Source organism: Pseudoduganella aquatica (genome assembly GCF_020865585.1).
Lineage (GTDB): Bacteria > Pseudomonadota > Gammaproteobacteria > Burkholderiales > Burkholderiaceae_D > Rugamonas > Rugamonas aquatica_A.
In genome coordinates this window covers 2,214,057-2,237,543 of record NZ_CP086370.1, presented here as the reverse complement: position 1 = coordinate 2,237,543, position 23,487 = coordinate 2,214,057, and the positions used below count along the sequence as shown (strand labels likewise).

At 65.6% G+C, this 23,487-nt stretch carries 21 protein-coding genes; 9 read left to right on the top strand and 12 right to left on the bottom strand.

Going from position 1 to position 23,487, the window contains the following annotated elements:
* Nucleotides 1-6: 6 nt before the first annotated feature.
* Nucleotides 7-1,290 carry a sensor histidine kinase gene (locus KT882_RS09820; RefSeq protein ID WP_228895529.1) on the bottom strand — a complete coding sequence of 428 codons (1,284 nt, stop codon included), beginning with the start codon at nt 1,288-1,290 and terminating at the stop codon, nt 7-9.
* Entirely contained in the window at nt 1,290-1,931 is a 642-nt protein-coding gene (locus tag KT882_RS09815) for a response regulator transcription factor (protein WP_228895528.1), read from the bottom strand. Before KT882_RS09815 ends, KT882_RS09820 begins: the two co-directional genes overlap by 1 nt.
* Before the next feature lie 147 nt (nt 1,932-2,078).
* Between KT882_RS09815 and KT882_RS09810 the strand changes: the two genes are divergently transcribed.
* Nucleotides 2,079-2,714: an energy transducer TonB gene (locus tag KT882_RS09810; RefSeq protein WP_228895526.1), complete on the top strand. Its 636-nt coding sequence runs from the start codon at nt 2,079-2,081 to the stop codon at nt 2,712-2,714.
* A 6-nt stretch (nt 2,715-2,720) separates the two neighbouring features.
* On the opposite strand, the gene KT882_RS09805 is transcribed toward KT882_RS09810, so the two are convergent.
* The 6 genes from KT882_RS09805 to KT882_RS09780 form a co-directional block, all read right to left on the bottom strand.
* Nucleotides 2,721-3,755: an AbrB family transcriptional regulator gene (locus KT882_RS09805; RefSeq protein ID WP_228895524.1), complete on the bottom strand. Its 1,035-nt coding sequence runs from the start codon at nt 3,753-3,755 to the stop codon at nt 2,721-2,723.
* A gap of 6 nt (nt 3,756-3,761) precedes the next feature.
* Nucleotides 3,762-4,829 (bottom strand): ABC transporter ATP-binding protein, encoded by a 1,068-nt coding sequence (locus KT882_RS09800; RefSeq protein ID WP_228896600.1) that lies wholly within the window; start codon nt 4,827-4,829, stop codon nt 3,762-3,764.
* Nucleotides 4,830-4,869: 40 nt separating this feature from the next.
* Nucleotides 4,870-6,645: an ABC transporter permease gene (locus KT882_RS09795; protein WP_161071834.1), complete on the bottom strand. Its 1,776-nt coding sequence runs from the start codon at nt 6,643-6,645 to the stop codon at nt 4,870-4,872.
* A gap of 67 nt (nt 6,646-6,712) precedes the next feature.
* Nucleotides 6,713-7,798, bottom strand: coding sequence for an ABC transporter substrate-binding protein (locus KT882_RS09790; protein ID WP_161071833.1), 1,086 nt, complete (start codon nt 7,796-7,798; stop codon nt 6,713-6,715).
* 30 nt (nt 7,799-7,828) lie between these two features.
* On the bottom strand, nt 7,829-8,818 hold the full coding sequence (locus KT882_RS09785; RefSeq protein WP_161071832.1) for a tripartite tricarboxylate transporter substrate binding protein: 990 nt from the start codon (nt 8,816-8,818) through the stop codon (nt 7,829-7,831).
* 22 nt (nt 8,819-8,840) lie between these two features.
* Nucleotides 8,841-9,911, bottom strand: a complete 1,071-nt coding sequence (locus KT882_RS09780; protein WP_161071831.1) for a porin — start codon at nt 9,909-9,911, stop codon at nt 8,841-8,843.
* 190 nt (nt 9,912-10,101) lie between these two features.
* Between KT882_RS09780 and KT882_RS09775 the strand changes: the two genes are divergently transcribed.
* From KT882_RS09775 to KT882_RS09755, 5 genes are all read left to right on the top strand, one after another.
* Nucleotides 10,102-10,797, top strand: a complete 696-nt coding sequence (locus tag KT882_RS09775) for a response regulator (RefSeq protein WP_161071830.1) — start codon at nt 10,102-10,104, stop codon at nt 10,795-10,797.
* Entirely contained in the window at nt 10,797-12,236 is a 1,440-nt protein-coding gene (locus tag KT882_RS09770; protein WP_161071829.1) for a sensor histidine kinase, read from the top strand. The genes KT882_RS09775 and KT882_RS09770 overlap by 1 nt, the downstream gene beginning before the upstream one ends.
* A gap of 165 nt (nt 12,237-12,401) precedes the next feature.
* Entirely contained in the window at nt 12,402-13,823 is a 1,422-nt protein-coding gene (locus KT882_RS09765; RefSeq protein WP_161071828.1) for a sensor histidine kinase, read from the top strand.
* On the top strand, nt 13,813-14,406 hold the full coding sequence (locus KT882_RS09760; protein WP_187358659.1) for a hypothetical protein: 594 nt from the start codon (nt 13,813-13,815) through the stop codon (nt 14,404-14,406). The genes KT882_RS09765 and KT882_RS09760 overlap by 11 nt, the downstream gene beginning before the upstream one ends.
* Nucleotides 14,406-15,767, top strand: a complete 1,362-nt coding sequence (locus KT882_RS09755) for a sigma 54-interacting transcriptional regulator (protein WP_228895523.1) — start codon at nt 14,406-14,408, stop codon at nt 15,765-15,767. The genes KT882_RS09760 and KT882_RS09755 overlap by 1 nt, the downstream gene beginning before the upstream one ends.
* A gap of 42 nt (nt 15,768-15,809) precedes the next feature.
* On the opposite strand, the gene KT882_RS09750 is transcribed toward KT882_RS09755, so the two are convergent.
* Nucleotides 15,810-17,411 (bottom strand): methyl-accepting chemotaxis protein, encoded by a 1,602-nt coding sequence (locus tag KT882_RS09750; RefSeq protein WP_321170350.1) that lies wholly within the window; start codon nt 17,409-17,411, stop codon nt 15,810-15,812.
* Nucleotides 17,412-17,718: 307 nt separating this feature from the next.
* Here KT882_RS09750 and KT882_RS09740 point away from each other — a divergent pair, with 307 nt between their 5' ends.
* Nucleotides 17,719-18,045 carry a BON domain-containing protein gene (locus KT882_RS09740; protein WP_161071825.1) on the top strand — a complete coding sequence of 109 codons (327 nt, stop codon included), beginning with the start codon at nt 17,719-17,721 and terminating at the stop codon, nt 18,043-18,045.
* A gap of 91 nt (nt 18,046-18,136) precedes the next feature.
* Here KT882_RS09740 and KT882_RS09735 read toward each other — a convergent pair whose 3' ends face one another.
* The 3 genes from KT882_RS09735 to KT882_RS09725 all read right to left on the bottom strand — a co-directional run bounded on the left by KT882_RS09735 (nt 18,137) and on the right by KT882_RS09725 (nt 22,180).
* Nucleotides 18,137-19,390, bottom strand: a complete 1,254-nt coding sequence (locus KT882_RS09735) for a right-handed parallel beta-helix repeat-containing protein (protein WP_267478646.1) — start codon at nt 19,388-19,390, stop codon at nt 18,137-18,139.
* Between the two features lie 180 nt (nt 19,391-19,570).
* Nucleotides 19,571-20,893, bottom strand: coding sequence for a homoserine dehydrogenase (locus tag KT882_RS09730; RefSeq protein ID WP_161071823.1), 1,323 nt, complete (start codon nt 20,891-20,893; stop codon nt 19,571-19,573).
* Between the two features lie 54 nt (nt 20,894-20,947).
* Nucleotides 20,948-22,180 (bottom strand): pyridoxal phosphate-dependent aminotransferase, encoded by a 1,233-nt coding sequence (locus KT882_RS09725; RefSeq protein ID WP_161071822.1) that lies wholly within the window; start codon nt 22,178-22,180, stop codon nt 20,948-20,950.
* A 223-nt stretch (nt 22,181-22,403) separates the two neighbouring features.
* Here KT882_RS09725 and KT882_RS09720 point away from each other — a divergent pair, with 223 nt between their 5' ends.
* Nucleotides 22,404-22,778 (top strand): Mth938-like domain-containing protein, encoded by a 375-nt coding sequence (locus tag KT882_RS09720; RefSeq protein ID WP_161071821.1) that lies wholly within the window; start codon nt 22,404-22,406, stop codon nt 22,776-22,778.
* A gap of 98 nt (nt 22,779-22,876) precedes the next feature.
* Nucleotides 22,877-23,341, top strand: coding sequence for a peroxiredoxin (locus KT882_RS09715; RefSeq protein ID WP_161071820.1), 465 nt, complete (start codon nt 22,877-22,879; stop codon nt 23,339-23,341).
* The last annotated feature ends 146 nt before the right edge of the window (nt 23,342-23,487 follow it).

Genomic DNA, 23,487 nt, shown 5'->3' with positions numbered 1-23,487 from the left:
TCCGGCCTACATCCCCAGCGGCAGGCGGATGGTGATGGTGGTGCCCTGGTGGCCGGTGGCGATGGCCAGGCTGCCGCCGAACGCGTCGGCCCGCTCGCGCATGCCGATGATGCCGATGCCGGGCGACGCTTGCGCCGGGTCATAGCCTTTGCCGTTGTCGGCCACCTCGATCAACAGCGTGCTGCCTTGCGGACCGGCCGCCTGCCGCAAGGAGACTGTCACGCGCGTGGCACGGGCGTGCTTGACCACGTTGGACAAGGCTTCCTGCACCGTGCGGTACGCGGAGATGGCGACTGCGCTGTCCAGTTTTGAGAAGTCGCCTTCGGCCTGGAACTCGAAGCGGCAGCCTGCGCCTGCGCGGTCGTAGTGGCGCACCATTTCTTCAAGCGCGCCTTGCAGGCCCAGCATCTCAAGCACTTCTGGCCGCAAGCGCCGCACCAGCGCGCGGCCGCTGTTGTACAGTCCCAGCGCCAGCTGGATCACGCCCTGCGCGCGCGCAGCGATCTCCTGCGCCTCCGGCCCCTGCTCCAGCTTGCGCGACAAATCCACCACCCGCTGCGACTCCAGCCGCACCGCGATCAGCGTGGCGTTCAGCTCATCATGAATTTCCAGCGCGATGCTTTTGCGCTCTTCCTCCACCGCGCTGTTCACCTTGCGTATCAGCCGGCGCTTCTCCGCGTCGGCCTCGCGCAAGGCGCGGATGGAGGCGTTCAGCGAATGACTGAACTGCTTGGCCAGATGCCAGGCCAGCAGCGCGCACACCAGCAGCCCCAGGCTCGCCACCAGCAGCGCAAAGCAGAAGCGGCCGGTCTGCTTGCGCAGCATGGCGGTGGAGGACATGGTCACGCGCACGTGGCCGACCGTCTCCACCGTCATACCCTCCGGTCCCGGCGCAAGGCTCTGCATATTCATCCAGACCAGGCGCCGCAGGATGGGCGCCTCGTAGTAGCTCGGCTCCGGCTGGTCGCCGCTGCGGCTGGCCACTTGCAGCAAGGGCTTGCGCGCCTTGTCGAACAACTCCACTTTGTGGATGCTGCTGTCCGACTGCACCATGCGGCTGACGCTGGACCGAAGCTCATCGAGCTTGCCCAGGCTGATGCTGTATTCGCTGCTGTCGGCCACCACCTTGGCCACGAGCGGCCCGCGCTCGGCCAGCTCCTCCCGCACCTCGGTCAGGCGCGACTGCCAGGCGTAAGCCACAAAGGTGACGAACATATACGCCACCGGCACGATGATAATGGACAGCAGCCGCGCGCGCACGCTCCAGCCGCGCCAGAAGGCCAGCGCCATCAGGGTTCAATCAGGCCGTGCTTGACGGCTAGCCGCGTGATCAGCGCGGGCCGGTGCACGCCCAGCTTCTCCTTCACGGCCTGGCTGATATTGCTGATGGTCTTGGTGGATACGTCCAGCTTCTCGGCGATCTCCGCGTTGGTCAGGCCTTCGGCCATCAGCGTGAAGATCTCCAGCGCTCGCTCGTCAAGCTGCGCCTGAGGCGACTGCTCGCCCTGCACCGACAGCTGCGCCAGGCGCTCGGCGATCTGCGGCGCGAAGTACAGCCCACCCTCCTGCGCGCGCAGCACCGCCGCCGCCAAATCGGCCGGATCGCAATCCTTGGTCATGAAGGCGCGCCCGCCGAGGCGGTAGGTTTCCTTGATCAGGCTGTCCTGGTCGAACTGGCTCAGGAACACGATCTTGGCCGACGGCGTCTGCGCCAGCACCTGCTTGGCCACGTCCAGCCCGGTCAGCTCCTCGCCGAAGCGGATGTCCAGCACCAGCACGTCCGGCTGCAGGGCCGCGAACTGCGCGATGGCGTCGGCCGGCGTGCGCGCCTGCCCCACCACGTCCATGCCGTGGCTCTCCAGTGACATGGCAAAGCCCGTCATGACAATCGGATGGTCATCCGCCAGCAGAACCCGTGTTTTTCGTTCCATTTCCATCCAGTCGCAAAAATAATTTCCACTGGTTAGAAGCATATCACACCATGCATTTCCACTGAAACTGCTTTTCGTTTTCTATTTGATAGAATAATATACTTCCACAACCTAGCAATTTTAGGTTCCACATGAACAGGAGCGCACATGAAGAACGAAAAAAACCTGACCGGCATCACGGTGGTCGCAGCCCTGCACGTGGCTTTGGCCGTGCTGGTGATGAGCAGTTCCCGCATCACGGTGTTCCATTTGCCGGAAACCACCGTGGATCTGGTGAAGGAAGTGGTGGAGCCGCCGCGCAAAGTGGAATACACCGACCTGCCGATGGACGCGCCGCGCCAGCCCGACATCTACGTGCCGCCCGTGCCGGACCATATTCCGCAGCAGCAGTCCAACGTCACCGCCCGTCCGCTGACGGACAGCGCGCAGCCGTCGACTCCCGGCCCGGTGGTGGCCAGCGCAGACACCGGCGCCGCCCGCGTGGCGCCGACCAGGGCGCCGGTGCATGTGGCTGCGGTGGTGGACGCAGCCAACTGCGCCAAGCCGGACTACCCGAAAAGCGCGCTGCGCAACGGCGACTCCGGCGCGATCACGCTGGCCCTGCTGATCGGCACCGACGGCCGGGTGGCGGATTCAAAAATAGTAAAGTCCAGCGGCTTCCGCGACCTGGACCGCGCCGCGCAGGTGGGACTGGGCCTGTGCAGGTTCAAGCCCGGCACCATAGACGGCGTGCCTCAGCAGTCCTGGACGCGCATGCAATACGTGTGGAATCTGGATGATTGAACGGCGCTAGGAGCGCATGCGGCGGAACAGCGGCCCTATCGCCAGCACCAGGATCACCATCCGCGCCACGTGGAAAGCGGTGACAATAGGTACGCCGAGATGCAGGGTCTGCGCCGTCAATGACATTTCGGCGATGCCGCCGGGAGAAGTGGCGAGGATGGCGGTGCCGGGGTTCAGGCCCGCCATCTTCGCCAGCAGCAGGCCGAAGGCGGCGGCCAGGGCCAGCGCCAGCGCGCTGCAGGCCGCTACGCTGGCGAGGTAGCGCGGCGCGGTGTGCAGAAAGCCCGGCGTGAAGCGCGTGCCGAGCGATATGCCGATGAACAGCTGCCCTGCTTTCACCATCCATTCGGGCAGGCGGCTCAGGTGGATGCCGAAGGCGGTCAGCGCCATCGCCATCAGCAGCGGGCCGATCACCCACGCATTCGGCAAGCGGCCCTTCTTCAGCGCCAGCGCGGCGGCGCTGGTGAGCAGTATCAGCACCAGCAGCCCCGCCGGCTCCACGCTGCGCGCGCCCGGCACGAACAGGTCTGTCCCCATGCCCAGGCCATGCTGGCCCCAGTAGCGTATGGCAAACGGGATAATCCCCACCACCATCATGATGCGCAGGCTGTGCGCGGCCGCCACGCGCTCCACGTTGGCGCCGTGATGCTCGCCCTGCACCGCCATCTCGGAAGCGCCGCCTATGGCCATGGCGAAGAAAGCCGTGGTGCGGTCCGTGCGGGAGAGTTTGTGCAGCAGCCAGGCGCAAAAGCAGCCGAGCAGCAGCGCGAAGGCGACTGCGGCGGCGATCCAGCCCGCGCGCGCAGCCAGCACGGCGAGCACCGGCGCGGTGAAGTACAGGCCGAGCGCGGTGCCGATGGCCCACTGTCCCGCTTCGCGCACGCGCACCGGCGCGCTTAAATCAATGCCGCACAAGCGCAGTGCTGCGGTGGCAAACAGCGGGCCTATCATCCACGGCAGCGGCGTGTTGAGGACCACGCACAGCAGCGCGGCGGCGATGCTGGCCGCCAGCGCGGAGAGAAAGGCCCGCCCGGGTTTCACGCTGCCTCAGAACACCCAGAGTTTTTCGGCCGGCAGCTGCAGCCAGTAGCTGCCTGCGTCCAGCTTGTACTTCGAGTAGGCGCGCAGGCTGATGTCGCCATTGGCGCTCTGGAACAGGCATTCCCAACGGTCGCCCAGGTACATGCAGGTGAACAGCGGCACCTGGATGGCGTTCTCTGCCTGCTCGGAACTGATGCGCACTTCCTCAACGCGTATCAGCGTGGCCGGATCGGCCATGCCGGCGCCGCGCGCCGTGCCGCGCAGCTTCTGGCCATTCACTTCCAGCACCACGCTGGCGCCGTCGCGCGACAGCACCTTGCCAGGCAGGCGGTTGTTACTGCCCATGAACTCCGCCGTGAACAGCGTTTCCGGCGTTTCGTACATGCTTTGCGGCGTGCCTTGCTGCTCGATCTTGCCATTGTTGAGCAGCAGGATGCGGTCGGAAATCGCCATGGCTTCGGCCTGGTCGTGCGTCACCATCAGCGCGGACAGGCCCAGGCGCACAATCAGCTCGCGCAGAAAGGCGCGCGCTTCTTCGCGCAGCTTGGCGTCCAGATTGGACAGCGGTTCGTCCAGCAGGATCACGGGCGGGTTGTACACCAGCGCGCGCGCAATCGCCACGCGCTGCTGCTGGCCGCCGGACATCTGGTGCGGGAAACGCTCGCCCAGGTGGCCCAGGCCCAGCTGCTTGAGCACCTCGTTCACGCGCTCCTTGATTTCGGACGATGGCATCTTGCGCAGCTTCAGGCCGTAGGCGACGTTGTCGAACACGGTCTTGTGCGGCCACAGCGCATAGGACTGGAACACCAGGCCCAGGTTGCGCTGCTCGGCCGGCATCTCGAAGGATTTCGATCCGTCGAACACATTGCGGTCGCCGATGTTGATGGTGCCCAGCTTCGGGCTTTCCAGGCCGGCCACGGCGCGCAGCAAGGTGGTCTTGCCGCTGCCGGAAGGGCCTAGCAGTGCCACCACTTCGCCCTTCTGCAGGTGCATCGATACGCCCTTGAGGATGGGGTTGGCTGTGGCGCCCTGGCCGTATTCCAGGTGCAGGTCGTTGACGGTCAATTCATTCATGGCGAGGTCTCGTTTCATGATTATTCTCTCAGTTATGCACTTAGTTGTGCAGCTTCACGCCAAAGCGCAGCGCGATGCCCAGGCCCACGGCCACCAGCGATATATTGATGAAGGACAGCGCCGCCACCAGGTCGGTCGAACCGCCCGCCCACAGCGACACCAGCATGGCGCCGATCACCTCGGTGCCCGGCGAGAGCAGGTACACGCCGGTCGAGTATTCGCGCTCGAAGATCAGGAACACCATCAGCCATGCGCCCAGCAGGCCGTATTTGATCAGCGGCAGCGTCACGTCGCGCGTCACCTGGCCGCGCTTGGCGCCCACGGCGCGCGCCGCTTCTTCCAACTCGGGACCCACCTGCAGCAGCGCGGTCGAAATCAAGCGCATGCCGTAAGCCAGCCACACCACCGAGTACGCCAGCCACACCGCAAAGATGGTGGAACGCAGGGAACGTAGCGCGGGAATCAGGTGCTCGCTCAGCCACAGGGCCAGGCCGTTGTCCATGCCCTTGAGCATGCCGTCCAGCCACGAAGGCACGAACAGGAACACCCACAGGAAGGCGAGGCCGGCCAGCAGGCCAGGCACGGCGCGCGGCACCAGCACGCTGTAGTCCAGCATGCGGGTGATGCCGTCCGGCTTGCGGTGCATGGCCAGCGCAATGGCGCAGTAGCAGGCCACGGCCAGGCCGCCGCCGATCACGCCGATCAGCACCGTGTTCAGGATGCCGCGCATCAGCGAGTGCTGCTCGAAGATGTCGCGGAAGTGCTGCAGCGTGAGCACGTCGGCCAGCTTCACGCCCTCGCCCCAGTACTGCACGAAGGAGCGCAGCACGATGCCGGTCAGCGGCAGGATGATGGTGAACAGCAGCCAGGCGAACAGCAGGCCGAAGGCCAGCCATTTCCATTTACCGAGCGGCATGGCCTTGGTGCGCGCGCCCTTGCCCTTGATGGACACGTATTTATTGGCCGACTTGAGCAGCCAGCGCTGCATCATCACCAGCGGCATGGTCACCATCACCAGGCAGACGGCGACGGCGGCCATCAGGTGGTAGGACGGCGTACCCAGCTTGTTGGTCAGCTTGTACAGATAGGTGGCCAGCACCAGGTGGCCTTCCGGATCGCCCAGCACCAGAACCAGACCGAACACCTCGAAGCCGAGGAAGAACACCAGCACGCCGGCGTAGGACAGCGCGGGCATGATCATCGGCAGCGACACGTTCATCATCACCTGCCACGGCGAGGCGCCTGCCACGCGGGCCGCTTCCTCGACGTCCGAGCCCAGGCTTTTCAGCGCGGACGAGGCATACAGATAAACGTGCGGCACGTGCGTGAGACCGGCAATGATGACGATGCTGGTGAAGGAGTAGATATTCCAGGGAATGAAGCCGAGCAGCTCCTTGGCCCAGATCGAGTAGAAGCCCACCGGCCCCATGGAGACCACGTAGCCGAAGCCCATCACCATGGGCGAGACGAAGATGGGCACCAGCAGCAGCGGCGCGATCCAGCCGCGGCCAGGCAGGTCGGTGCGTATCATCAGGAAGGCCAGCGCGCCGCCCAGCGGCACGGCGATGGCTGCCAGGCCGGTGGCCAGGATCAGGCCATTCCAGAACGCCTGCGCGAAATCGGGGTCGTCGAAGATGAAGCTGTAGGCTTCCAGGCTCAGCACCTTGTTCGGCATGAAGAACGGCGCCGACAGGAAGCTCTGATAGAAGATCAGGTACAGCGGCAGGAAGATGGCGATCGCGGTCAGCGTCACCACCACGCCGCGCGGCCAGTTCAGGCTGCGGCGGCCGCTTGAGGGTAGGGTCAATGTTTGCATGGTCGGGTCTCGATTCAACGGTTGGCTGCTGCTTGGCGGGTTACGCTGCGCTAACCCGCCATCCTGCTTACTTCTTACCGGCGGTCTCTTTCCACTGCTTCAGGAAGGCCATGCGCTTGGCCGGTCCCAGGAACTGCAAAATGATGGGGTGCACCGGCACCGGCTTGACGTTGTCCTTGCCGATCTGCTTGATCAGGTCGGCCGAAGTGGTTTCGCCGGTCACGTCGGCGCGGATGGCGTACAGCTTGGATTCGTTCGCGATCACGGTCTGGCCGCGATGGGACAGCATGAAGTCCAGCCACAGCTTGGCGGCGTTGACGTTCTTCGCGGCCTTGTTGATGAACATCACGCGCGACAGTATCAGCGTGTAGTCCTTCGGCAGCATCACGCCGATGGACGGGTCGGTCTTGGCGCGCACCAGCGCGTAGGAGCCCAGCACGTTGTAGCCGATCAGGTTCTCGCCCGAGGAAATGCGCTCCATCATGGTGCCGGTGGACGACTGCACGCGCACCTTGGCCACGCCGAATGCGTTCTCCAGATCGATGAACTTCGGATTTTCCTTCGCGTCCTGGGTCATGAACATGAAGCCCACGCCGGATTTTTCGATGTCGTAGGTGGTGACCTTGTCCTTGAACTTGGGCTGCTGGATCAGCTTGGCGAAATCGGCGTGCGTCTGCGGCACTTCCTTGGCGTCCACCAGGCGCTTGTTGTAGACGATGGCGGCCGGCTCGAACGTGGTGCCGTAGGCCTGGTCGTCCCACACCGCCCAGCCGGGGATCTTCGGCGCTTCAACCGATTTGTATTTCAGCGCGTGGCCGTCCGAGGCCAGGCGCATCTGCAGGTCCATGGCCGAGGACCACATCACGTCGGCGGTGTTGCCGCCGGCGGCCGCTTCGGAGATGAAGCGGTTGTACACCTCGGTCGAATTCATGTCGTTGTACTCGACGGTGATGCCGGGGTAGATGGCGTTGAATTCCTTGATCAGCGGCTGGGTCGCCTTGCTGTCGGTGGCGCCGTAGACAACCAGCTTGCCTTCCTTCTTCGCGCCGTCGATCAGCTTCTGATAGTCGGCGGGATAGCCGGCCGGTACTTGGGCGAATGCTGCGGATGCGAACAGGGAAGCCGCGACGGCCAGGGTCGATTTCTTGAACATATAAGTCTCCGGTTAGAGTGTTTTGCTTGCTTAGCGCACCAGGCCGAATTCGCTGGCGCGCTTGCCGTAGTTGTCCACGGCCTTGCGTACATAGTCGGCGAGCGCGTCGCCGGTCAGTGCAAAGGGATACAGTCCGTAAGCCATGCGGGCTTCGGCAAATTGCGGCGTGGCCATCATGCGCTCGAACACCTGCACCCACTGGCGGTAATCCGCCTCGGGCACATGGGGTCCCATCCACACGCCGCGGATGATGGGCCAGACCACGTCCACGCCCTGCTCGCGCGCGGTGGGCACGGCAGCGAGCACGCCGGGCAGGCGCTGTTCGGACAGCACCGCCAGCACGCGCGTCTTGCCCTTGGCCGCGTACAGCGTGGCTTCCGACGCGTCGCCGGACACCACGTGCACAAAGCCCGCGTCCATGGCGGTGAAGGCCTCGCCGCCGCCCTCGAGGGCCACGAAGCGCAGCACTTTCGGGTCCACGCCTGCGGCGCGCATCACCAGCGCGATCTTCAGCCAGTCCTGGCTGCCGATGGTGCCGGACACGCCGATCAGCACCTTTTCGGGATGCTTCTTCAGCGCCGACACCAGGTCCGCCAGCGATTTGTAGGCCGAGTCGGAACGCACGGCGATCATGCCGTAGTCCGCGCCCAGCGCCGCCACCCAGCGCACATCGTCCGCCTTGGCCTTGCCGAACTTGCCCTGCGCCAGATTGAGCAGCGAGCCGCCCGAGAACACCACCAGCGTGTTCGGATCGGCGCGCCGCTGCGACATCAGCGAGTGCCAGGCCACCGCGCCTATGCCGCCGGGCACGTAGCTGATGTGCACATCGCGCTGCGCCTCGCCGGCCAGCGCCTGCAAGCCCTTCTGCGCCAGCTTGCAGGTCAGGTCCATCGCGCCGCCCGGCTTGGACGGCACGATGCACTCGACACGGCCGGCCGGCACGCCTTGCGGCGGTTTGGCCGCGTGCGCGCCCGCCGCCAGCAAGGCAAGCGGCAACAGCAAGGTTGGCAGGGCTTTCATGGCGCGGTGCTCGCTAGGCTGATTAGAAGCGGTGCTGGATGCCGGTGACCACGCCGCGCTGGTTCGTGTCGAAGCCAGCGTCGTCGCGCGACAGGCCGGTCAGCTGGCCGTGCTTGGCCTTGGCGTAGGCGGCAGCCACGTACACGTCGGTGCGCTTGGACAGCGCGTAGCGGTAGCGCGCCACGTACATCACAGGATCGGCGTCCTTGCCGCTGGCCACATTCTTCACGTTCACGCGGTACACGGCGCCGGTGATGGTGGTGTTCGGAATGGCCTTGTACGCCACGCCGGCCCACCAGGTGGTCGCCTTCACGTCCGCCGTGGCGGCTTTGCCGGCCACCAGCTTGTAGTCGCGCATCACGCCGTAGAACTTGAACGGGCCGGTCTCGTAGCTTGCGCCCAAGTGGTAGACGGTGTTCTCGTCGCGGCGGCCGGTGACAGCGACGGTGTTGCCGTTGATGCGCTCCCAGGTCGCCATCAGGCCCAGGCCATTGGCGGCGTAGGCCACGTTGCCCGCCATTTTGCGGCTGTCGGACTGGCCGGTGGTCTGCTCGCCCATGCCGTAGGTGGCGCCGTATTTGAAGTCGCCGGTGCTGCCGGTGTACTTGATCAGGTTGTCGAAGGCGGTGGTGAAGCCGTATTTGCTCGGGCCGGTGGCCGGGCCGCTGGTGGCCCACGAGTAGTAAGGCGCAAAGCCCATCGGATCGTAGGAGATGACGGTGTCGTACACGGTGGTGAAGGAGCGGCCGATGACCACGCGGCCGAAGCTGCCTTCCAGGCCGACGTTGGCCTGGCGCTTGAACAGCGGGCCGTCCTGCGCGCCGCTGTCGAGCAGGATGCCGCCTTCCAGGTTGAACACGGCTTTCAGGCCGCCGCCCAGGTCTTCGGTGCCGCGCAGGCCCCAGCGCGAGGTGTTCATGCCGCCGGAAATCACGCTGGTCTTGGAGCCACCCGCAGGCGTGGCATTCGAAGCGTTTTCAACGCCGGCGTCGATCAAGCCATAGACTTGCACATTCGACTGCGCGTGCGCCGCGCCGCCCAGGGCGCTAACGGCGGCAGCGGCAACGGCCAGCGCCAAAGTGGACTTCTTCATGGGTGTCTCCTATAGATATAATTGTTGGTGATATGCCTGATCACTGAAATCAGGGCTCCACTATAGGTTTCACTTCCTTTCAATTCTCTTTCACTGCCAATATTGTCGCCACGTCACCACAAAGAATTTACTTTTGGCGGCGCGGCGAGGAAGATGCAGGCCTGAGCATACACCCGGCAACACGAAAACCATGCGCATCCTCCTCGTAGAAGACCATACCGAACTGCAGCACTGGCTGGCCAAGGCCCTGCGCGACGCCCACCTGACGGTGGAGTGCGCCGACAACGGCGCCGACGCCGACGCCCTGCTGCACACGCAGGACTATGCGCTGGTGATACTCGATCTTACCCTGCCGCGCATGGACGGGCTGGAGGTGCTCAAGCGCCTGCGCGCGCGCGGCGGCCCGCGCGGCAAGACGCCGGTGCTGATCCTGACCGCGCGCGGCGGCCTGGAGGAACGCGTGCAGGGCCTGAACCTGGGCGCGGACGACTACCTGGCCAAGCCTTTCGAGCTGGCCGAGCTGGAAGCGCGCGTCAAGGCGCTGCTGCGCCGCAGCGTGGGCAACGAGGCGCTGGTGCACAGCTGCGGCGCGCTCAGCTTCGACACCATCACCCGCATGTTCAGCTACCACGGCGCGGCGCTGGCGCTCACGCCGCGCGAGCACGCGGTGCTGGAAGCGCTGATCAGCCGCAGCGGCCGCGCCGTGTCGAAGGAAAAGCTGTTCGACGAAGTGTTCGCGCTGGCGGACGACGCCAACCTGGACGCGATCGACCTGTACATCCACCGCGTGCGCAAAAAGCTCGAGAGCGGCCAGCCCGGCGGCGCCGCCATCACCACCCTGCGCGGCATCGGCTACCTGCTGCAGCCGCGCGAGCCGGCCGAGTAATGGAGCGCGCGCCGCCACCGCAGCAGCCCGCGAGGTACAACGCCCCGCTGGGCAGCTTGCGCGGCCAGCTGCTGCGCTGGCTGCTGGTGCCGCTGATCTGCCTGATGGCGCTGGACGCCGTCTCGGTCTACCGCAACGCGCTGGACGCGGCCGACATGGCCTACGACCGCTCGCTGCTGGCCTCCACCCGCGCGCTGGCCGAGCGCGTCTCGGTACAGGACGGCAAGGTGGTCGCCGACGTGCCCTACGTGGCGCTGGACAGCTTCGAGACCGACACGCTGGGCCGCATCTTCTACAAGGTCAGCGGCATCAACGGCGAGACCGTGTCCGGCTTTGGCGACCTGCCACCGGTGCCGGCCAATGTGCCGCGCTCGGAAGCCTATCCCGCGCTGGTGCGCTTCTACCACGCCAAATACAACGGCCAGCCGGTGCGCATTGCCGCACTGCTGCAGCCGGTGTACGACGACAGCATGCGCGGCATCGCGCTGATCCAGGTGGCCGAAACGCTGGACGCGCGGCGCGGCCTGTCCAACCAGATCCTGCTCGACACGCTGCTGTGGCAGGCCGGCCTGGTCCTGGCCACCGGCCTGCTGGTGTGGTTCGCGGTGCGGCTGGTGCTCAAGCCGCTGATGCGCCTGAAAGTGGAAGTGGAAACGCGCAGCGTGTCCGACCTGTCCGACGTCGATCCCGCGCTGGTGCACAAGGAAGTGCGGCCGCTGGTGGAGGCGATGAACGGCTCCATGTCCCGCATCCAGGACCTGATCGCCAGCCAGCGCCGCTTCATCGCCGACGCCTCGCACCAGCTGCGCACCCCGCTCACGGTGCTCAAGACGCAGTCCGAACTGGCGCTGCGCGAAGCGGACCGCGCGCCCTGCGACGCGGCGGCGCTGCGCGCCATGGTGCAAGGCATCGCCGCCACCACCGACTCGGCGGTCCACCTGGCCAACCGCCTGCTGATGCTGGCGCGCATCGAGCACAGCGGCGGGGTGGAGCCGGTGCCGGTGGAGCTGCGCGCGCTGGTGCGGCAGGTGGCGCTGGAGCAGGCGGTGCCGGCGGTGAGCCGCAATATCGACCTGGCGCTGGAAGCGGAGCAGGAACTGGTGGTGCCCGGCCAGGCGCTGCTGCTGCACGAAATGGTGGCCAACCTGGTCGACAACGCGCTGCGCTACACGCCGGACGGCGGCGGCGTCACGCTGCGGATCGGCCCGGGCCGCGTGCTGGAAGTGGAAGACAGCGGCCCCGGCATCCCGGAAAGCGAGCGCGAGCGCGTGTTCTCCCCCTTCTACCGCGCCGCCGCCTCCATGCAGCGCAACCCCGGCGGCGCCGGCCTGGGCCTGGCCATCGTGCGCGACATTGCCGCATTGCACGGCGCCACCATCGCCCTCGCCGACGGCGCCCACGGCCAAGGCCTGAAAGTCAGCATAAGCTTCCCTCCCTAGTCCCCTTCCTACAAGCGAGCTGAGCCGCATTTACCCCAATCCGGGGTCAGACCCCAAATTGGAGGGAATGCGGCTCAGCTCGCTATACCAATCGGACGCGGAGTTTCGGGCTTTTCCCCTATGATGCAGTGGATACGCTGCTGAGCCGTCCGGCCTCCGTTTCCTATGTTTCCCAAGCTGTCTTTCCGCCATCTGCTGCTGGGCGTGTTTCTGCTGGTCGCCGTGCTGCTGAGCGCGACGTCGGTGCATGCCCTGCTGATCCTGGACCGCCTCGCCGCCCATAGCCGCGAGGCCGGCCAGCATGCCGTCGCCCTGACCGAGAATGCACAGCGCCTGGCCGAACGCAGCGTGGCCATGGAGCGCAGCGCGCGCCAGTATCTGGTGCTGGACGATCCGGCCTTCCGCCAGCGCTATGCCGAGGCCTGGCGCGACGCGCAAACAGCCTTGGCGGCAGTGTCGGCCGGTCTGCCCGGCGCGCCGCCGCACACTTTCGCCGACTGGGCGCAGCGCAGCGACGCTGCGTGGACCGTGCTGCAGACGCCGCGCGCCCGCCGCGCCAGCCGGGTGCAGGCACTGAACCAGGCGCTCAGCGGCCTGCCTGCCATCAGCCAGCGCCTGGAGGATGAGGTGAAGCGCGAGGTGGAGCGCCGCAACCAGTTGCTGCTTGACGAACTTGACCAGCGGCGCGGCGTCCTGACCGGCCAGGTGGCCGCCGCCATCGCCTTGGCGGCGCTGTTGGCGGTGGGCTTCGGGGCCTGGGTGTCGCGCCCGCTGAAACAGATCGAGCAGGCCATCCACAGGCTGGGCGAGAACCGCTACGGCGACGCCATCGCAGTCGAGGGGCCAAACGATTTGCGGCGGCTGGGTCAGCAGTTGAATTGGCTGCGCCAGCGCTTGTCCGACCTGGAGGCCGACAAGTCGCGCTTCCTGCGCCATATCTCGCATGAGCTGAAGACGCCATTGGCCGCGCTGGTGGAGGGCGTGGCGCTGCTGGAGGACCAGGTGCTGGGCGCGCTCACGCCGCAACAGCGCGAGATCGCCGCCATCCTGCGCCACAACACGGCCTCGCTGCAGAACCAGATTGAAGACCTGCTGCGCTACAACGCCGCCAATTTCGAGGCCCAGCACCTGCTGCGCACGCCCTGCGATCCGGCGGCGCTGGTACACGAGGTGGTCGCCAACCAGCAACTGCAGATGCAGGCGCGCGGCTTGCAGGCGCTGGTGGAGGGCGCGCCGCGCACGCTGCCGCTGGACCGCGACAAGATAGCCGCCGCACTGGGCAATCTGCTGTCAAACGCGCTGCGTTTCAGCCCGCCAGGCGGCGTGGTGCGCTTTGCACTGGACGAGCACCAGGACATGCTGCGCATCGACTGCATAGACCAGGGGCCGGGGGTGGCGCCGGAGGACGCGGAACGCGTGTTCGAGCCGTTCTACCAGGGCGAGCGCCAGCCGCCCGGTGCGCGGCGTGGCAACGGTATCGGCCTGTCCATCGTGCGCGAGTACGTGCAGGCGCACGGCGGCGCTCTTCAGCTGCTTCCCTCCCAGGCGGGAGCCCATTTTCGGATTGAACTTCCTTATGACCATTAAATTGCCTATTCCTCCGCCACTCACTGCGGTGCTGATTACCGCGCTGCCGCTGGTGCTGGCCGCGTGCGTCACCCAGGCCCCGCCGCCACAGGTCGCGCTGCCGCCGCCTGCCGTTGCACCGCTGGCGCAAACGCCGATCACGCATGTGTCGCCGCAGGACGAGGCCGCGCCGCTGCTGGCCTACCATCAAAGCCTGCGCCGCATGGCGCAAGGCGAGCTGCTGAAAGAACTGAGCGGCTTGAGCCTGCAGCAGGCCACGCCCAAGCTGTCGCTGCAGATCGGCATGATATTGATGCTCACGCGCGGCAGCGGCGACCTGGCGCGCGCGCAGGCGCAGTTCGACAGCGTGGCCACCTCCGGCGAGCCGGCTGCGCAGTCGCTCAAGCCGCTGGCGCAGTTGCTGTCCAGCCATTGCGCGGAGGCGCGCAGGCTGTCCGAGCACAACGAGAAACTGAGCACGCAGCTCAAGGAAAACCAGCGCAAGACCGAACAGCTGAACGACATGCTGGAAGGCCTGAAGGCCATCGAGCGCAATCTGCCGGTGCGGCCGCCGCCGCAATCGTCCGCCCAGGGAGGCCGCTGATGGCCGGCGCGCACATACTGTTGGTGGACGACGATACGGACTTGCTGCGGCTGCTGTCGCTGCGCCTCACCGCCAACGGCTACCGCGTCACGTCGGCCGACAGCGCGGAGGCGGCGCTGGCGCGGCTGTCGATCGAGCTGCCGCAGCTGGTGGTGAGCGACGTCCGCCTGCCCGGCCGCGACGGCATGGCGCTGTTCCAGGAAATCCGTTCGCAGTATCCCGCGCTGCCGGTGATACTGCTGACCGCGCACGGCACCATACCGGACGCGGTGGAGGCCACCACGCTGGGCGCCTACGCCTATCTGACCAAGCCTTTCGACGCCAAGGTGCTGCTGGACCGCATCGAGCACGCGCTGAGCCTCACCGCGCCGGCGCCGGCGCAGGGCGGCGGCGGCGAGCGCTGGCGCGAGGAGATCATCAGCCGCAGCCAGTCCATGGCGGAGCTGCTGGCCGAAGCCAAACTGGTGGCGGCGTCCGATGCGAGCGTGCTGATACGCGGCGAGAGCGGCACCGGCAAGGAGCTGCTGGCGCGCGCCATCCACCGCGCCAGCCGGCGCGCGAAAGCGCCCTTCATCGCCGTCAATTGCGGCGCGATACCGGAGCAGCTGCTGGAGTCCGAACTGTTCGGGCATGTGAAAGGCGCGTACACGGGCGCGGTGAACAGCCGCGAAGGCCTGGTGCAGGCGGCCGACGGCGGCACGCTGTTCCTGGACGAGATCGGCGACATGCCGCTGCTGCTGCAGGTGAAGCTGCTGCGCGTGCTGCAGGAGCGCGTGGTGCGCCAGCTTGGCTCGGACCAGGGCCGGCCGGTGGATGTGCGCATCCTGTCCGCCACCCACCGCGACCTGGACGCGGCCATGCTGGAGGGGCAGTTCCGGGAGGATTTGTACTACCGGCTGAATGTCATCACGCTGACCTTGCCGCCGCTGTCGGAGCGCCGCGAGGACGTGGCGCTGCTGGCCACGCGCTTTCTGCACGCGCTGGCGGCCAAGTACCAGAAGACGGTGAGCGGCTTTGCGCCGGGCGCGCTGGAGGCGCTTACGCGGGCGTCCTGGCCGGGCAATGTGCGGCAGCTGTACAACGTGGTCGAACACGTGTGCGCGCTGGCGACCGCGCCGCTGGTGCCGCTCACGCTGGTGCAGCGCGCGCTGCGCGTGCCCTCGCTGGAGGTGCTCAGCTATACGGAGGCCAAGCAGCGCTTCGAGCGCAACTACCTGGTGCAGCTGCTCAAGCTGACCGACGGCAGCGTGGCCGACGCGGCCCGCCTGGCCGAGCGCAACCGCACCGAGTTTTACCGCCTGCTGCAGAAGTATGACTTGAACGCGGCCCAGTTCCGCGCCGACGGCGTGGCTGATTCGTAGGGCGGGTTGTAACCCGCCCTGACCACCCGACGGCGGCGCAAGTTACCTGAGCGCGAGGGTGCGGCCCGGGGCATGCCGGCGCACGGCGCCGGCTTCGATCTTGAACACGCTGACCGCTTGCGCCAGGCTGGCCGCCTGGTCTTGCATGGCCTTGGCGGCGGCCGCCGCCTGCTCCACCAGCGCGGCGTTCTGCTGCGTCACGTGGTCCATTTCGATAATCGCCTGGTTCACTTGCTCCACGCCGGTGGTCTGCTCGCTGCTGGCGAGCGCAATCTCGCCGATGATGGAGCTCACGCGCTGCACGCTGGCCACCACTTCCGTCATGGTGGCGCCTGCCTGGTCCACCAGCTTGGCGCCCAGGTCCACACGCTCCACTGAATCGCTGATCAGCGCCTTGATTTCCTTGGCCGCCGCCGCCGAGCGCTGCGCGAGGTTGCGCACCTCGGACGCCACCACCGCAAAGCCCCTGCCCTGCTCGCCCGCGCGCGCCGCTTCCACGGCCGCGTTCAGGGCCAGGATGTTGGTCTGGAAGGCGATGCCGTCGATCACGCCGGTAATGTCTTCGATCTTGCGCGAGGCGTCGTTAATGCCCTGCATGGTGGACACCACCTGCGCCACCACTTCGCCGCCGCGCACGGCCACCGTGGCCGCGTTGGACGCCAGCTGGTTGGCGTGCCGCGCGCTGTCGGCGTTCTGCTTCACCGCAGAGCTGATTTCCTCCATCGACGCCGCCGTCTCTTCCAGCACGCTGGCCTGGCTTTCGGTGCGCGCGCTCAGGTCCAGGTTGCCCTGGGCGATCTCGCTGCTGGCGGTGGCCACGCCGTCCGCATCCTCGCGCACCGTGGCGACGATGCCTTGCAGGCTGGCGCGCATGTTTTCCAGCGCCTGCAGCAGCTGCGCCGTCTCGTCCTTGCCTTCCACCTGCATGGCCACGGTCATGTCGCCCTCGCTCATGCGGTGCGCGCTGCCGACCGCCACCGCCAGCGGATTGGTCACGTGGCGGCTGACCGCGAAGCCGAGGAACACGCCCACCGCCAGCCCGGCCAGCACCAGAACGATGGTCACGTTGCGGCTGCTGGCGTACAGGTCCGTATTGGCTTCGGCCACGGCCTTGGCTTCGCTTTCCTTGAGCTGGGACAGCCTGGTCATCGCCACGCCCAGCTCCACGCTGGGCTGGACCACGTTGGCGCGCATGTATTGCTGCAATTCGGTGTCGGCGTGCATGTCGCTGGCCTTGATGCGGGCGATCAGGCCGTCGGCGGCGGCCTGGTCGGTCTTGATGACGTCCTGCAGCTGCGCCACCTGGCGCCGGCCTTCCTCTGTCGTAAACAAGCTGCTGGCCTGCGCGATGTAGGCCTGGCTCTTGGCCCGGCCGTCGGCGATGCGGGCGTTGGCGCTGTCGCGCTCGGCCTGGGACGTGGCCAGGATGGCGTCGCGCAGGCCGACCACGGCCTTCAGGCGCTCCACATTGGCTTCCTTGAAGTAGGAAAGGCCCATCAATTCCTGCTGGTAGAGCCGGGTGTCGGCGTCGTTGATGCGCTTCATGTTGTAGATGGCGTAGGCGCCCAGCAGCGCGCCTATCGTCGCCACCGCGATGAATGCCAGCACCAGCTTGGTTGAGGTTTTGTAGTTGGACAATTGCATGAGCGGTCTCCTATGACTGGTGTTCAGACTCTACCCAATCACCGTGCGGCGGGCCATAGTGTTTTTTTCTGTCGTGCGGCGGCGACAGAAAAAAACCCTTTGTTTTCAACAACTTGGGAAAACCACCGTGGAATGTGTCGCCGTATCACGACAAATCATGTGACAAATTTGCTGCCTGTCGGCAAGTCAATCTTGGCAAAAATGCCAAGCCTTTGATTTCATTGGACTTTTTAGAGCTGGCACACCGCTTGCAATGGAGAGGATAACGTCACAAGGCGTTCCCTTAAAACTTTATGGAGTAGCAAACATGACGAACACCAAAATGATCACCCGCCTGCTCGCCGCCGCAGCCCTGAGCGCCGCTTCGATTACCGCCGCCTACGCCGTGCCGCAGCAAGAAGGCACCATGGCAGGCGTGGGCACCGCCGCCAATTCCACCGATGGCGCGCTGAGCAAGAAAGTCCAGGCCGCGCTGAGCGACTACAAAGGCGTGGGCGTCACCGCAGCCCAGGGCGTGGTCACGCTGACCGGCCAGGTTGCCAACACCGACATTGGCACCAAAGCCATCCAGGCCGCTTCCGCCGTTGAAGGCGTGAAGGAAGTAAAAAGCGAACTGACCGTCGCCAGCAAGTAATTCCGTTTCGTAGCACCCGCAGTTGAAGTTGTAGTTGTAGTACCTACCCAGAGTAAGACCTTTTCGCCGGGCCGCGTTTTGCGCAGCCCGGCTATTTTTTTTCTTGCACGGCGGCCGCAAAAGCACCCAGGCCGATCAGGGCGCTGCCGGGGCGCGGGTGGTAGCTGCGCAGCACGGGCAGGCTGCCGTCGGGCTGGCGGGGCGCGTCCCAGCCTTCGGCGGAGACGCTGTCGAAGTCGGCGTCGCCGACGGTGAGCGGCAGGGTCCAGCTGTTGTGGGCCTGGTCGGCGCCGGCGGCGTTGCGGATGGTGCGGCCGATGTTGTTGCGCAGCAGGCCGAAGCTGGCCGGTCCGCCGTCGGGGGCGATGCCGCGCATGTCGTAGTCGGCGCCGTTGCCGAAGGCGGTGTTGTTGAAGAAGTCGATCGCCAGCGGGTGGTGGTTGGCGTAGAAGCCGGCGGCCTTGTTGTTGAAGGCCACCGAGAAGCGCACGGTGTGCTTGACGCCGTTGGCCACGTACACGCCGCCGTAGCCGCCGGCCTTGATGCCATTGCCGTTGCCCGCCGCCAGCGGCGTGCTGGTGCCCGGCAGGTAGCCGTGCTGCCAGGCCCACGAGTTTTCTATGGTGACCGGCGAGTAGGCTTTGATCAGGTCGAAGCCGTCGTCGGTGTTGGCCCAGGCGCGGCAGCCGCGGAACACGTTGCCGGGCTGGTTGGGCTTGATGTGGGCGCCGAAGCCGTCCGCGCTCTGCCCTGCGCCGTTGGAGGTGTAGGGGTCGTAGTTGTGGTGCGAGTCGCTGTTGAGCACCAGGTTGTGGCTGCCGTCCGCGATGAACACGCCCGGTCCCATGTTGTGGTGGGTGTTGAGCTGTTCGAAGATGTTGTGGCTGCCCTTGATCCACAGGCCCCAGGATTCGTGGTTGAGGCGGTTTTCGGGCTGCTGCGGCGCGCCGGTGATTTCCAGGCCTTTCAGGTGCAGCCAGCTGGCGGAGGCGTTGAAGCCTTTCACGCGGCAGTCGTCCTTGATGGCGGAGAAGTCGAACACCGGGGTTTCGCCGGGATAGGCCCAGTAGCGGATGGGCGCGCCTTCCTGGCCGCTTTTGTTCAGCGTGACGGCGTCCACCACGGCGGTGCGGCTGGCGCAGGCGGTGGCGGCGGCGGTGTAGGCGTAGCGGCCGCCGCGGAAGTAGATGGTGTCGCCGGGGGCGGCGGCGTCCTGCGCGCGGGCGAAAGTGAGCCACGGGGCGTCCTGGGCGCCGCTGGCGGCGTCGTTGCCGGTGGGGGAAACGTACCAGGTGGCGGCGCTGGCGTGGCCGGCGGCAAGCAGGGCGAGGATGAATGGCTTCAAGGCGGGCTCCGGTGAGAGCGCCAAGAGTAGCACCGGCCATGGGCGGCGGATGATCGAGTTGCTGATTATTGCGGCGGCTTGGCGGGTTACGCTACGCTAACCCGCCCTACGCGTACACGCCCCGCGTTTTCGTAGGGCGGGTTAGCGGCGTAGCCGCGTAACCCGCCATGCCGGTGCCGGTCAGCTCAGGTTTTCCAGGCGGATGCGGGTCACGCTGCCCACCACCGTGCTCAGCGCTTCCATCTTGGCGATGGCGGCGTTGACGTTCTTCTCCTGGGTCTGGTGCGTCAGGATGATGATGTCGGTGTGGGTCTCGTTGTCCGCCGGTTCCTTCTGCATCATGGCGTCGATCGAGATGGTGGCGTCGGCCAGGATGCGGGTCAGGTCGGCCAGCACGCCAGGCTGGTCCACCACGTGCAGGCGCAGGTAGTAGCTGGTGGTGATCTCGGACATCGGCAGGATCTGGATGTCGGTCATGGCGTTCGGCTGGAAGGCCAGGTGCGGCACGCGGTGCTCGGGATCGGCCGTGGCCAGGCGGGTGATGTCGACCAGGTCGGCGATCACGGCCGAGGCGGTCGGCTCGGCGCCCGCGCCCTTGCCGTAGTACAGCGTGGCGCCGACGGCGTCGCCCTGCACCAGCACGGCGTTCATGGCGCCTTCCACGTTGGCGATCAGGCGCTTGGACGGGATCAGCGTCGGGTGCACGCGCAGCTCGATGCCTTCGGTGCCGTTGACCTTGGCGCGCTTGGCGATGCCCAGCAGCTTGATGCGGTAGCCCAGCTGCTCGGCGTACTTGATGTCCACCGCGTCCAGCTTGGAGATGCCTTCCACGTGTGCCTTGTCGAACTGCACCGGAATGCCGAAGGCGATGGCCGACATGATGGTGGCCTTGTGCGCCGCGTCCACGCCTTCGATGTCGAAGGTGGGGTCGGCTTCGGCGTAGCCCAGTTCCTGCGCCTGCTTCAGCACGGTGCCGAAGTCCAGGCCCTTGTCGCGCATCTCGGACAGGATGAAGTTGGTGGTGCCGTTGATGATGCCGGCCAGCCATTCAATGCGGTTGGCGGTCAGGCCTTCGCGCAGCGATTTGATGATGGGGATGCCGCCGGCCACGGCCGCTTCGAACGCCACCATCACGCCCTTCGCTTGCGCGGCGGCGAAAATCTCGTTGCCGTGCACGGCCAGCAGCGCCTTGTTGGCGGTGACCACGTGCTTGCCGTTGGCGATGGCTTGCAGCACCAGGGCCTTGGCTTCGTCGTAGCCGCCGATCAGCTCAACGACGATGTCGATTTCCGGGTCGTTGACGATGTCGAACGGGTTGGCGACCACGTTCACTTTGCCGCCAGTACGCTGCTTGGCGCGTTCCAGGTTGCGGGCCGAGACGGCCACCACTTCAATGCCGCGCCCGGCGCGGCGGCGAATTTCTTCCTGGTTGCGTTCCAGTACGTTGAACGTGCCGGAGCCGACATTGCCGACGCCTAACAGGCCTACTTTGATGGGTTTCATAATTGGTGAGTTCCTTGCAGCGCGGCCGGCGGCGCCGGCGCGGCGCTGTGTTGATCAGATGGGGCTGCCGTGGCGCTTGCGATAGCCTTCCATAAAGCGCGCGATGCGGCCGAACGCTTCCGTCATGTCGTCGGTGTTCGGCAGGAACACCACGCGGAAGTGGTCGGGCGCAATCCAGTTGAATCCGGTGCCCTGGACTATCAGTACTTTGGTTTCTGCCAGCAAGTCGTAGGCGAATTGCTGGTCGTCCGCGATCGGATAGATCTTCGGATCAAGACGCGGGAACATGTACAGCGCGGCTTTCGGCTTGACGCAAGTGACGCCCGGAATATCGGTCAGCAGCTTGTAGGCCAGATCGCGTTGCTTTAACAGGCGCCCGCCGGGGCCCACCAGGTCTTGTATGCTCTGGTAGCCGCCGAGCGCAGTCTGGATGGCAAACTGGCCCGGCGCGTTTGCGCACAAACGCATCGAGGCCAGCATGTTCAGCCCCTCGATGTAATCTTTTGCATGGCGTTTCTCGCCACTCACCACCATCCAGCCGGCGCGGTAGCCGCAGGCGCGGTAGTTCTTCGACAGGCCGTTGAAGGTGACCATCAGCACGTCGTCCGCCAGCGAGGCGATCGAGGTGTGCTGGGCTTCGTCGTACAGCACCTTGTCGTAGATCTCGTCGGCGTAGATGATGAGCTGGTGCTGGCGCGCCAGTTCGATAATCTGCAGCAGCACCTCGTTCGGGTACAGCGCGCCGGTGGGGTTGTTCGGGTTGATGACGACGATGGCCTTGGTGTTGCTGGTGATCTTGCGGCGCATGTCGTCGATGTCCGGATACCAGTCCTGCTGCTCGTCGCACACATAATGCACGGGCGTGCCGCCGGACAGGCTCACGGCGGCGGTCCACAGCGGGTAGTCCGGCGCCGGCACCAGCACTTCGTCGCCGGTGTTGAGCAGCGCGTTCATGGCCATCACGATCAGCTCGGAGGCGCCGTTGCCCAGGTAGATGTCGTCGATCGCCACGCCGGGAATGTTCTTGCCCTGCGTGTAATGCATGACCGCCTTGCGCGGCGCGAACATGCCCTTGGAGTCGGTGTAGCCGGCCGCGTTGTGCAGGTTGACCATCATGTCATGCACGATTTCATCCGGCGGGTCGAAGCCGAACACGGCCAGGTTGCCAATGTTCAGCTTGGTGATCTTGTGGCCTTCTTCTTCCATCTGCCGCGCCTTCTCCGGCACGGGACCGCGGATTTCATAGCAAACTTCGGCCAGCTTGTTCGACTTGGTAATCGGTCGCAAAATCTAATCCTATCGAGAAAACGGGCCCCGTCGCCGGCCCCTGAAGGCCGCCACATGGGGCGATGCGCGCAAATGGTGCATTGCGAAAATACCCATTCTGCCGAAAGCGCTTCATTAAATCAACCTTCCCGGGCCGCAGATCAAGGGAAAACGTTACAATAACGGTCTGTATCGCGTCCCTTTACGCCACTTTACGTACAGTTACTTACGCATAGACTTAATTATGAAGCTCCACGCCAACAGCACCCAGGCCTACCAGACTGTCACCGGCTATTTCGCCGGCGGCGTAGAAATCAACGCCCTGCCCTACGACTACAGCCTGGTCGTGCTGCCGGAAACGCCGCCGCGCGCCTGGCCGGTGGCCAGTTTCGACCAGCTGACGACCGAGCATTTCGAGCAGCTGCTGGCCGACGCGCCGGACGTGGTGATACTGGGCACCGGCGAGCGCCAGCGCTTTGTGCATCCGAAACTGAGCGCCCCGCTGGTGAACCGGCATATCGGCGTGGAGTGCATGGACACCAACGCCGCCTGCCGCACCTACAACATCCTGATGGCGGAGGGCCGCAAAGTGACGCTGGCCCTGATCATCGAAAAATAGCTTGAATAACAAACTTTCGTCCCCACCTACGCGCCGCTGGGTACGCTGCCAGCAACCAGCATGTCCACGCGCCAGCGCCACCGTCCAGGAGAGCACCTGTGGCTGATAGCCCATCCGTAGCAACCGTCGCCGATTTTTCCGCCGCCATGACCAGCGGCAAGACCTTCCAGCTGTCCGGCCGCCCGGCCAAGCATACCGTGCTGTTTTTCTATCCCAAGGACAATACTCCGGGTTGCACCACGGAAAACATGGCCTTCCGCGACCTGCACGAGCAATTCCTGGCCGCCGGCGCCGAGGTGGTGGGCATCAGCCGCGACTCGCTGAAGTCGCACGAGAACTTCAAAGCCAAGCTGGGCCTGCCTTTCGAGCTGATTTCCGACCCGGACGAGGCTGTCTGCCAGCTGTTCGGCGTCATGAAGATGAAGCAGATGTATGGCAAGACCGTGCGCGGTATTGAGCGCAGTACGTTTGTCATTGACGGTAGCGGCCGATTGGTGAAAGAATGGAGAGGCGTGAAGGTTGCCGGTCACGTGGATGAAGTACTGGAATTTGTGAAATCATAGAACGCACCAATCAATCGACGCACCAAAATAGAGATTTTGAGTCTGCAAAGTTCTCCCACCAACTGTACCAGGTGGCTGCGGCCACCAACCGGTACATTCAACGGGCGCTACCCGCCCGCGGCAGTTCTTATATTCCTTTTCGTCAG

Coding starts and splice junctions, on each gene's coding strand:
- KT882_RS09820 (WP_228895529.1), bottom strand. CDS start 1,290: ATGGCGCTGGCCTTCTGGCGCGGCTGGAGCGTGCGCGCGCGGCTGCTG.
- KT882_RS09815 (WP_228895528.1), bottom strand. CDS start 1,931: ATGGAACGAAAAACACGGGTTCTGCTGGCGGATGACCATCCGATTGTC.
- KT882_RS09810 (WP_228895526.1), top strand. CDS start 2,079: ATGAAGAACGAAAAAAACCTGACCGGCATCACGGTGGTCGCAGCCCTG.
- KT882_RS09800 (WP_228896600.1), bottom strand. CDS start 4,829: ATGAATGAATTGACCGTCAACGACCTGCACCTGGAATACGGCCAGGGC.
- KT882_RS09795 (WP_161071834.1), bottom strand. CDS start 6,645: ATGCAAACATTGACCCTACCCTCAAGCGGCCGCCGCAGCCTGAACTGG.
- KT882_RS09790 (WP_161071833.1), bottom strand. CDS start 7,798: ATGTTCAAGAAATCGACCCTGGCCGTCGCGGCTTCCCTGTTCGCATCC.
- KT882_RS09785 (WP_161071832.1), bottom strand. CDS start 8,818: ATGAAAGCCCTGCCAACCTTGCTGTTGCCGCTTGCCTTGCTGGCGGCG.
- KT882_RS09780 (WP_161071831.1), bottom strand. CDS start 9,911: ATGAAGAAGTCCACTTTGGCGCTGGCCGTTGCCGCTGCCGCCGTTAGC.
- KT882_RS09775 (WP_161071830.1), top strand. CDS start 10,102: ATGCGCATCCTCCTCGTAGAAGACCATACCGAACTGCAGCACTGGCTG.
- KT882_RS09770 (WP_161071829.1), top strand. CDS start 10,797: ATGGAGCGCGCGCCGCCACCGCAGCAGCCCGCGAGGTACAACGCCCCG.
- KT882_RS09765 (WP_161071828.1), top strand. CDS start 12,402: ATGTTTCCCAAGCTGTCTTTCCGCCATCTGCTGCTGGGCGTGTTTCTG.
- KT882_RS09760 (WP_187358659.1), top strand. CDS start 13,813: ATGACCATTAAATTGCCTATTCCTCCGCCACTCACTGCGGTGCTGATT.
- KT882_RS09755 (WP_228895523.1), top strand. CDS start 14,406: ATGGCCGGCGCGCACATACTGTTGGTGGACGACGATACGGACTTGCTG.
- KT882_RS09750 (WP_321170350.1), bottom strand. CDS start 17,411: ATGCAATTGTCCAACTACAAAACCTCAACCAAGCTGGTGCTGGCATTC.
- KT882_RS09740 (WP_161071825.1), top strand. CDS start 17,719: ATGACGAACACCAAAATGATCACCCGCCTGCTCGCCGCCGCAGCCCTG.
- KT882_RS09730 (WP_161071823.1), bottom strand. CDS start 20,893: ATGAAACCCATCAAAGTAGGCCTGTTAGGCGTCGGCAATGTCGGCTCC.
- KT882_RS09720 (WP_161071821.1), top strand. CDS start 22,404: ATGAAGCTCCACGCCAACAGCACCCAGGCCTACCAGACTGTCACCGGC.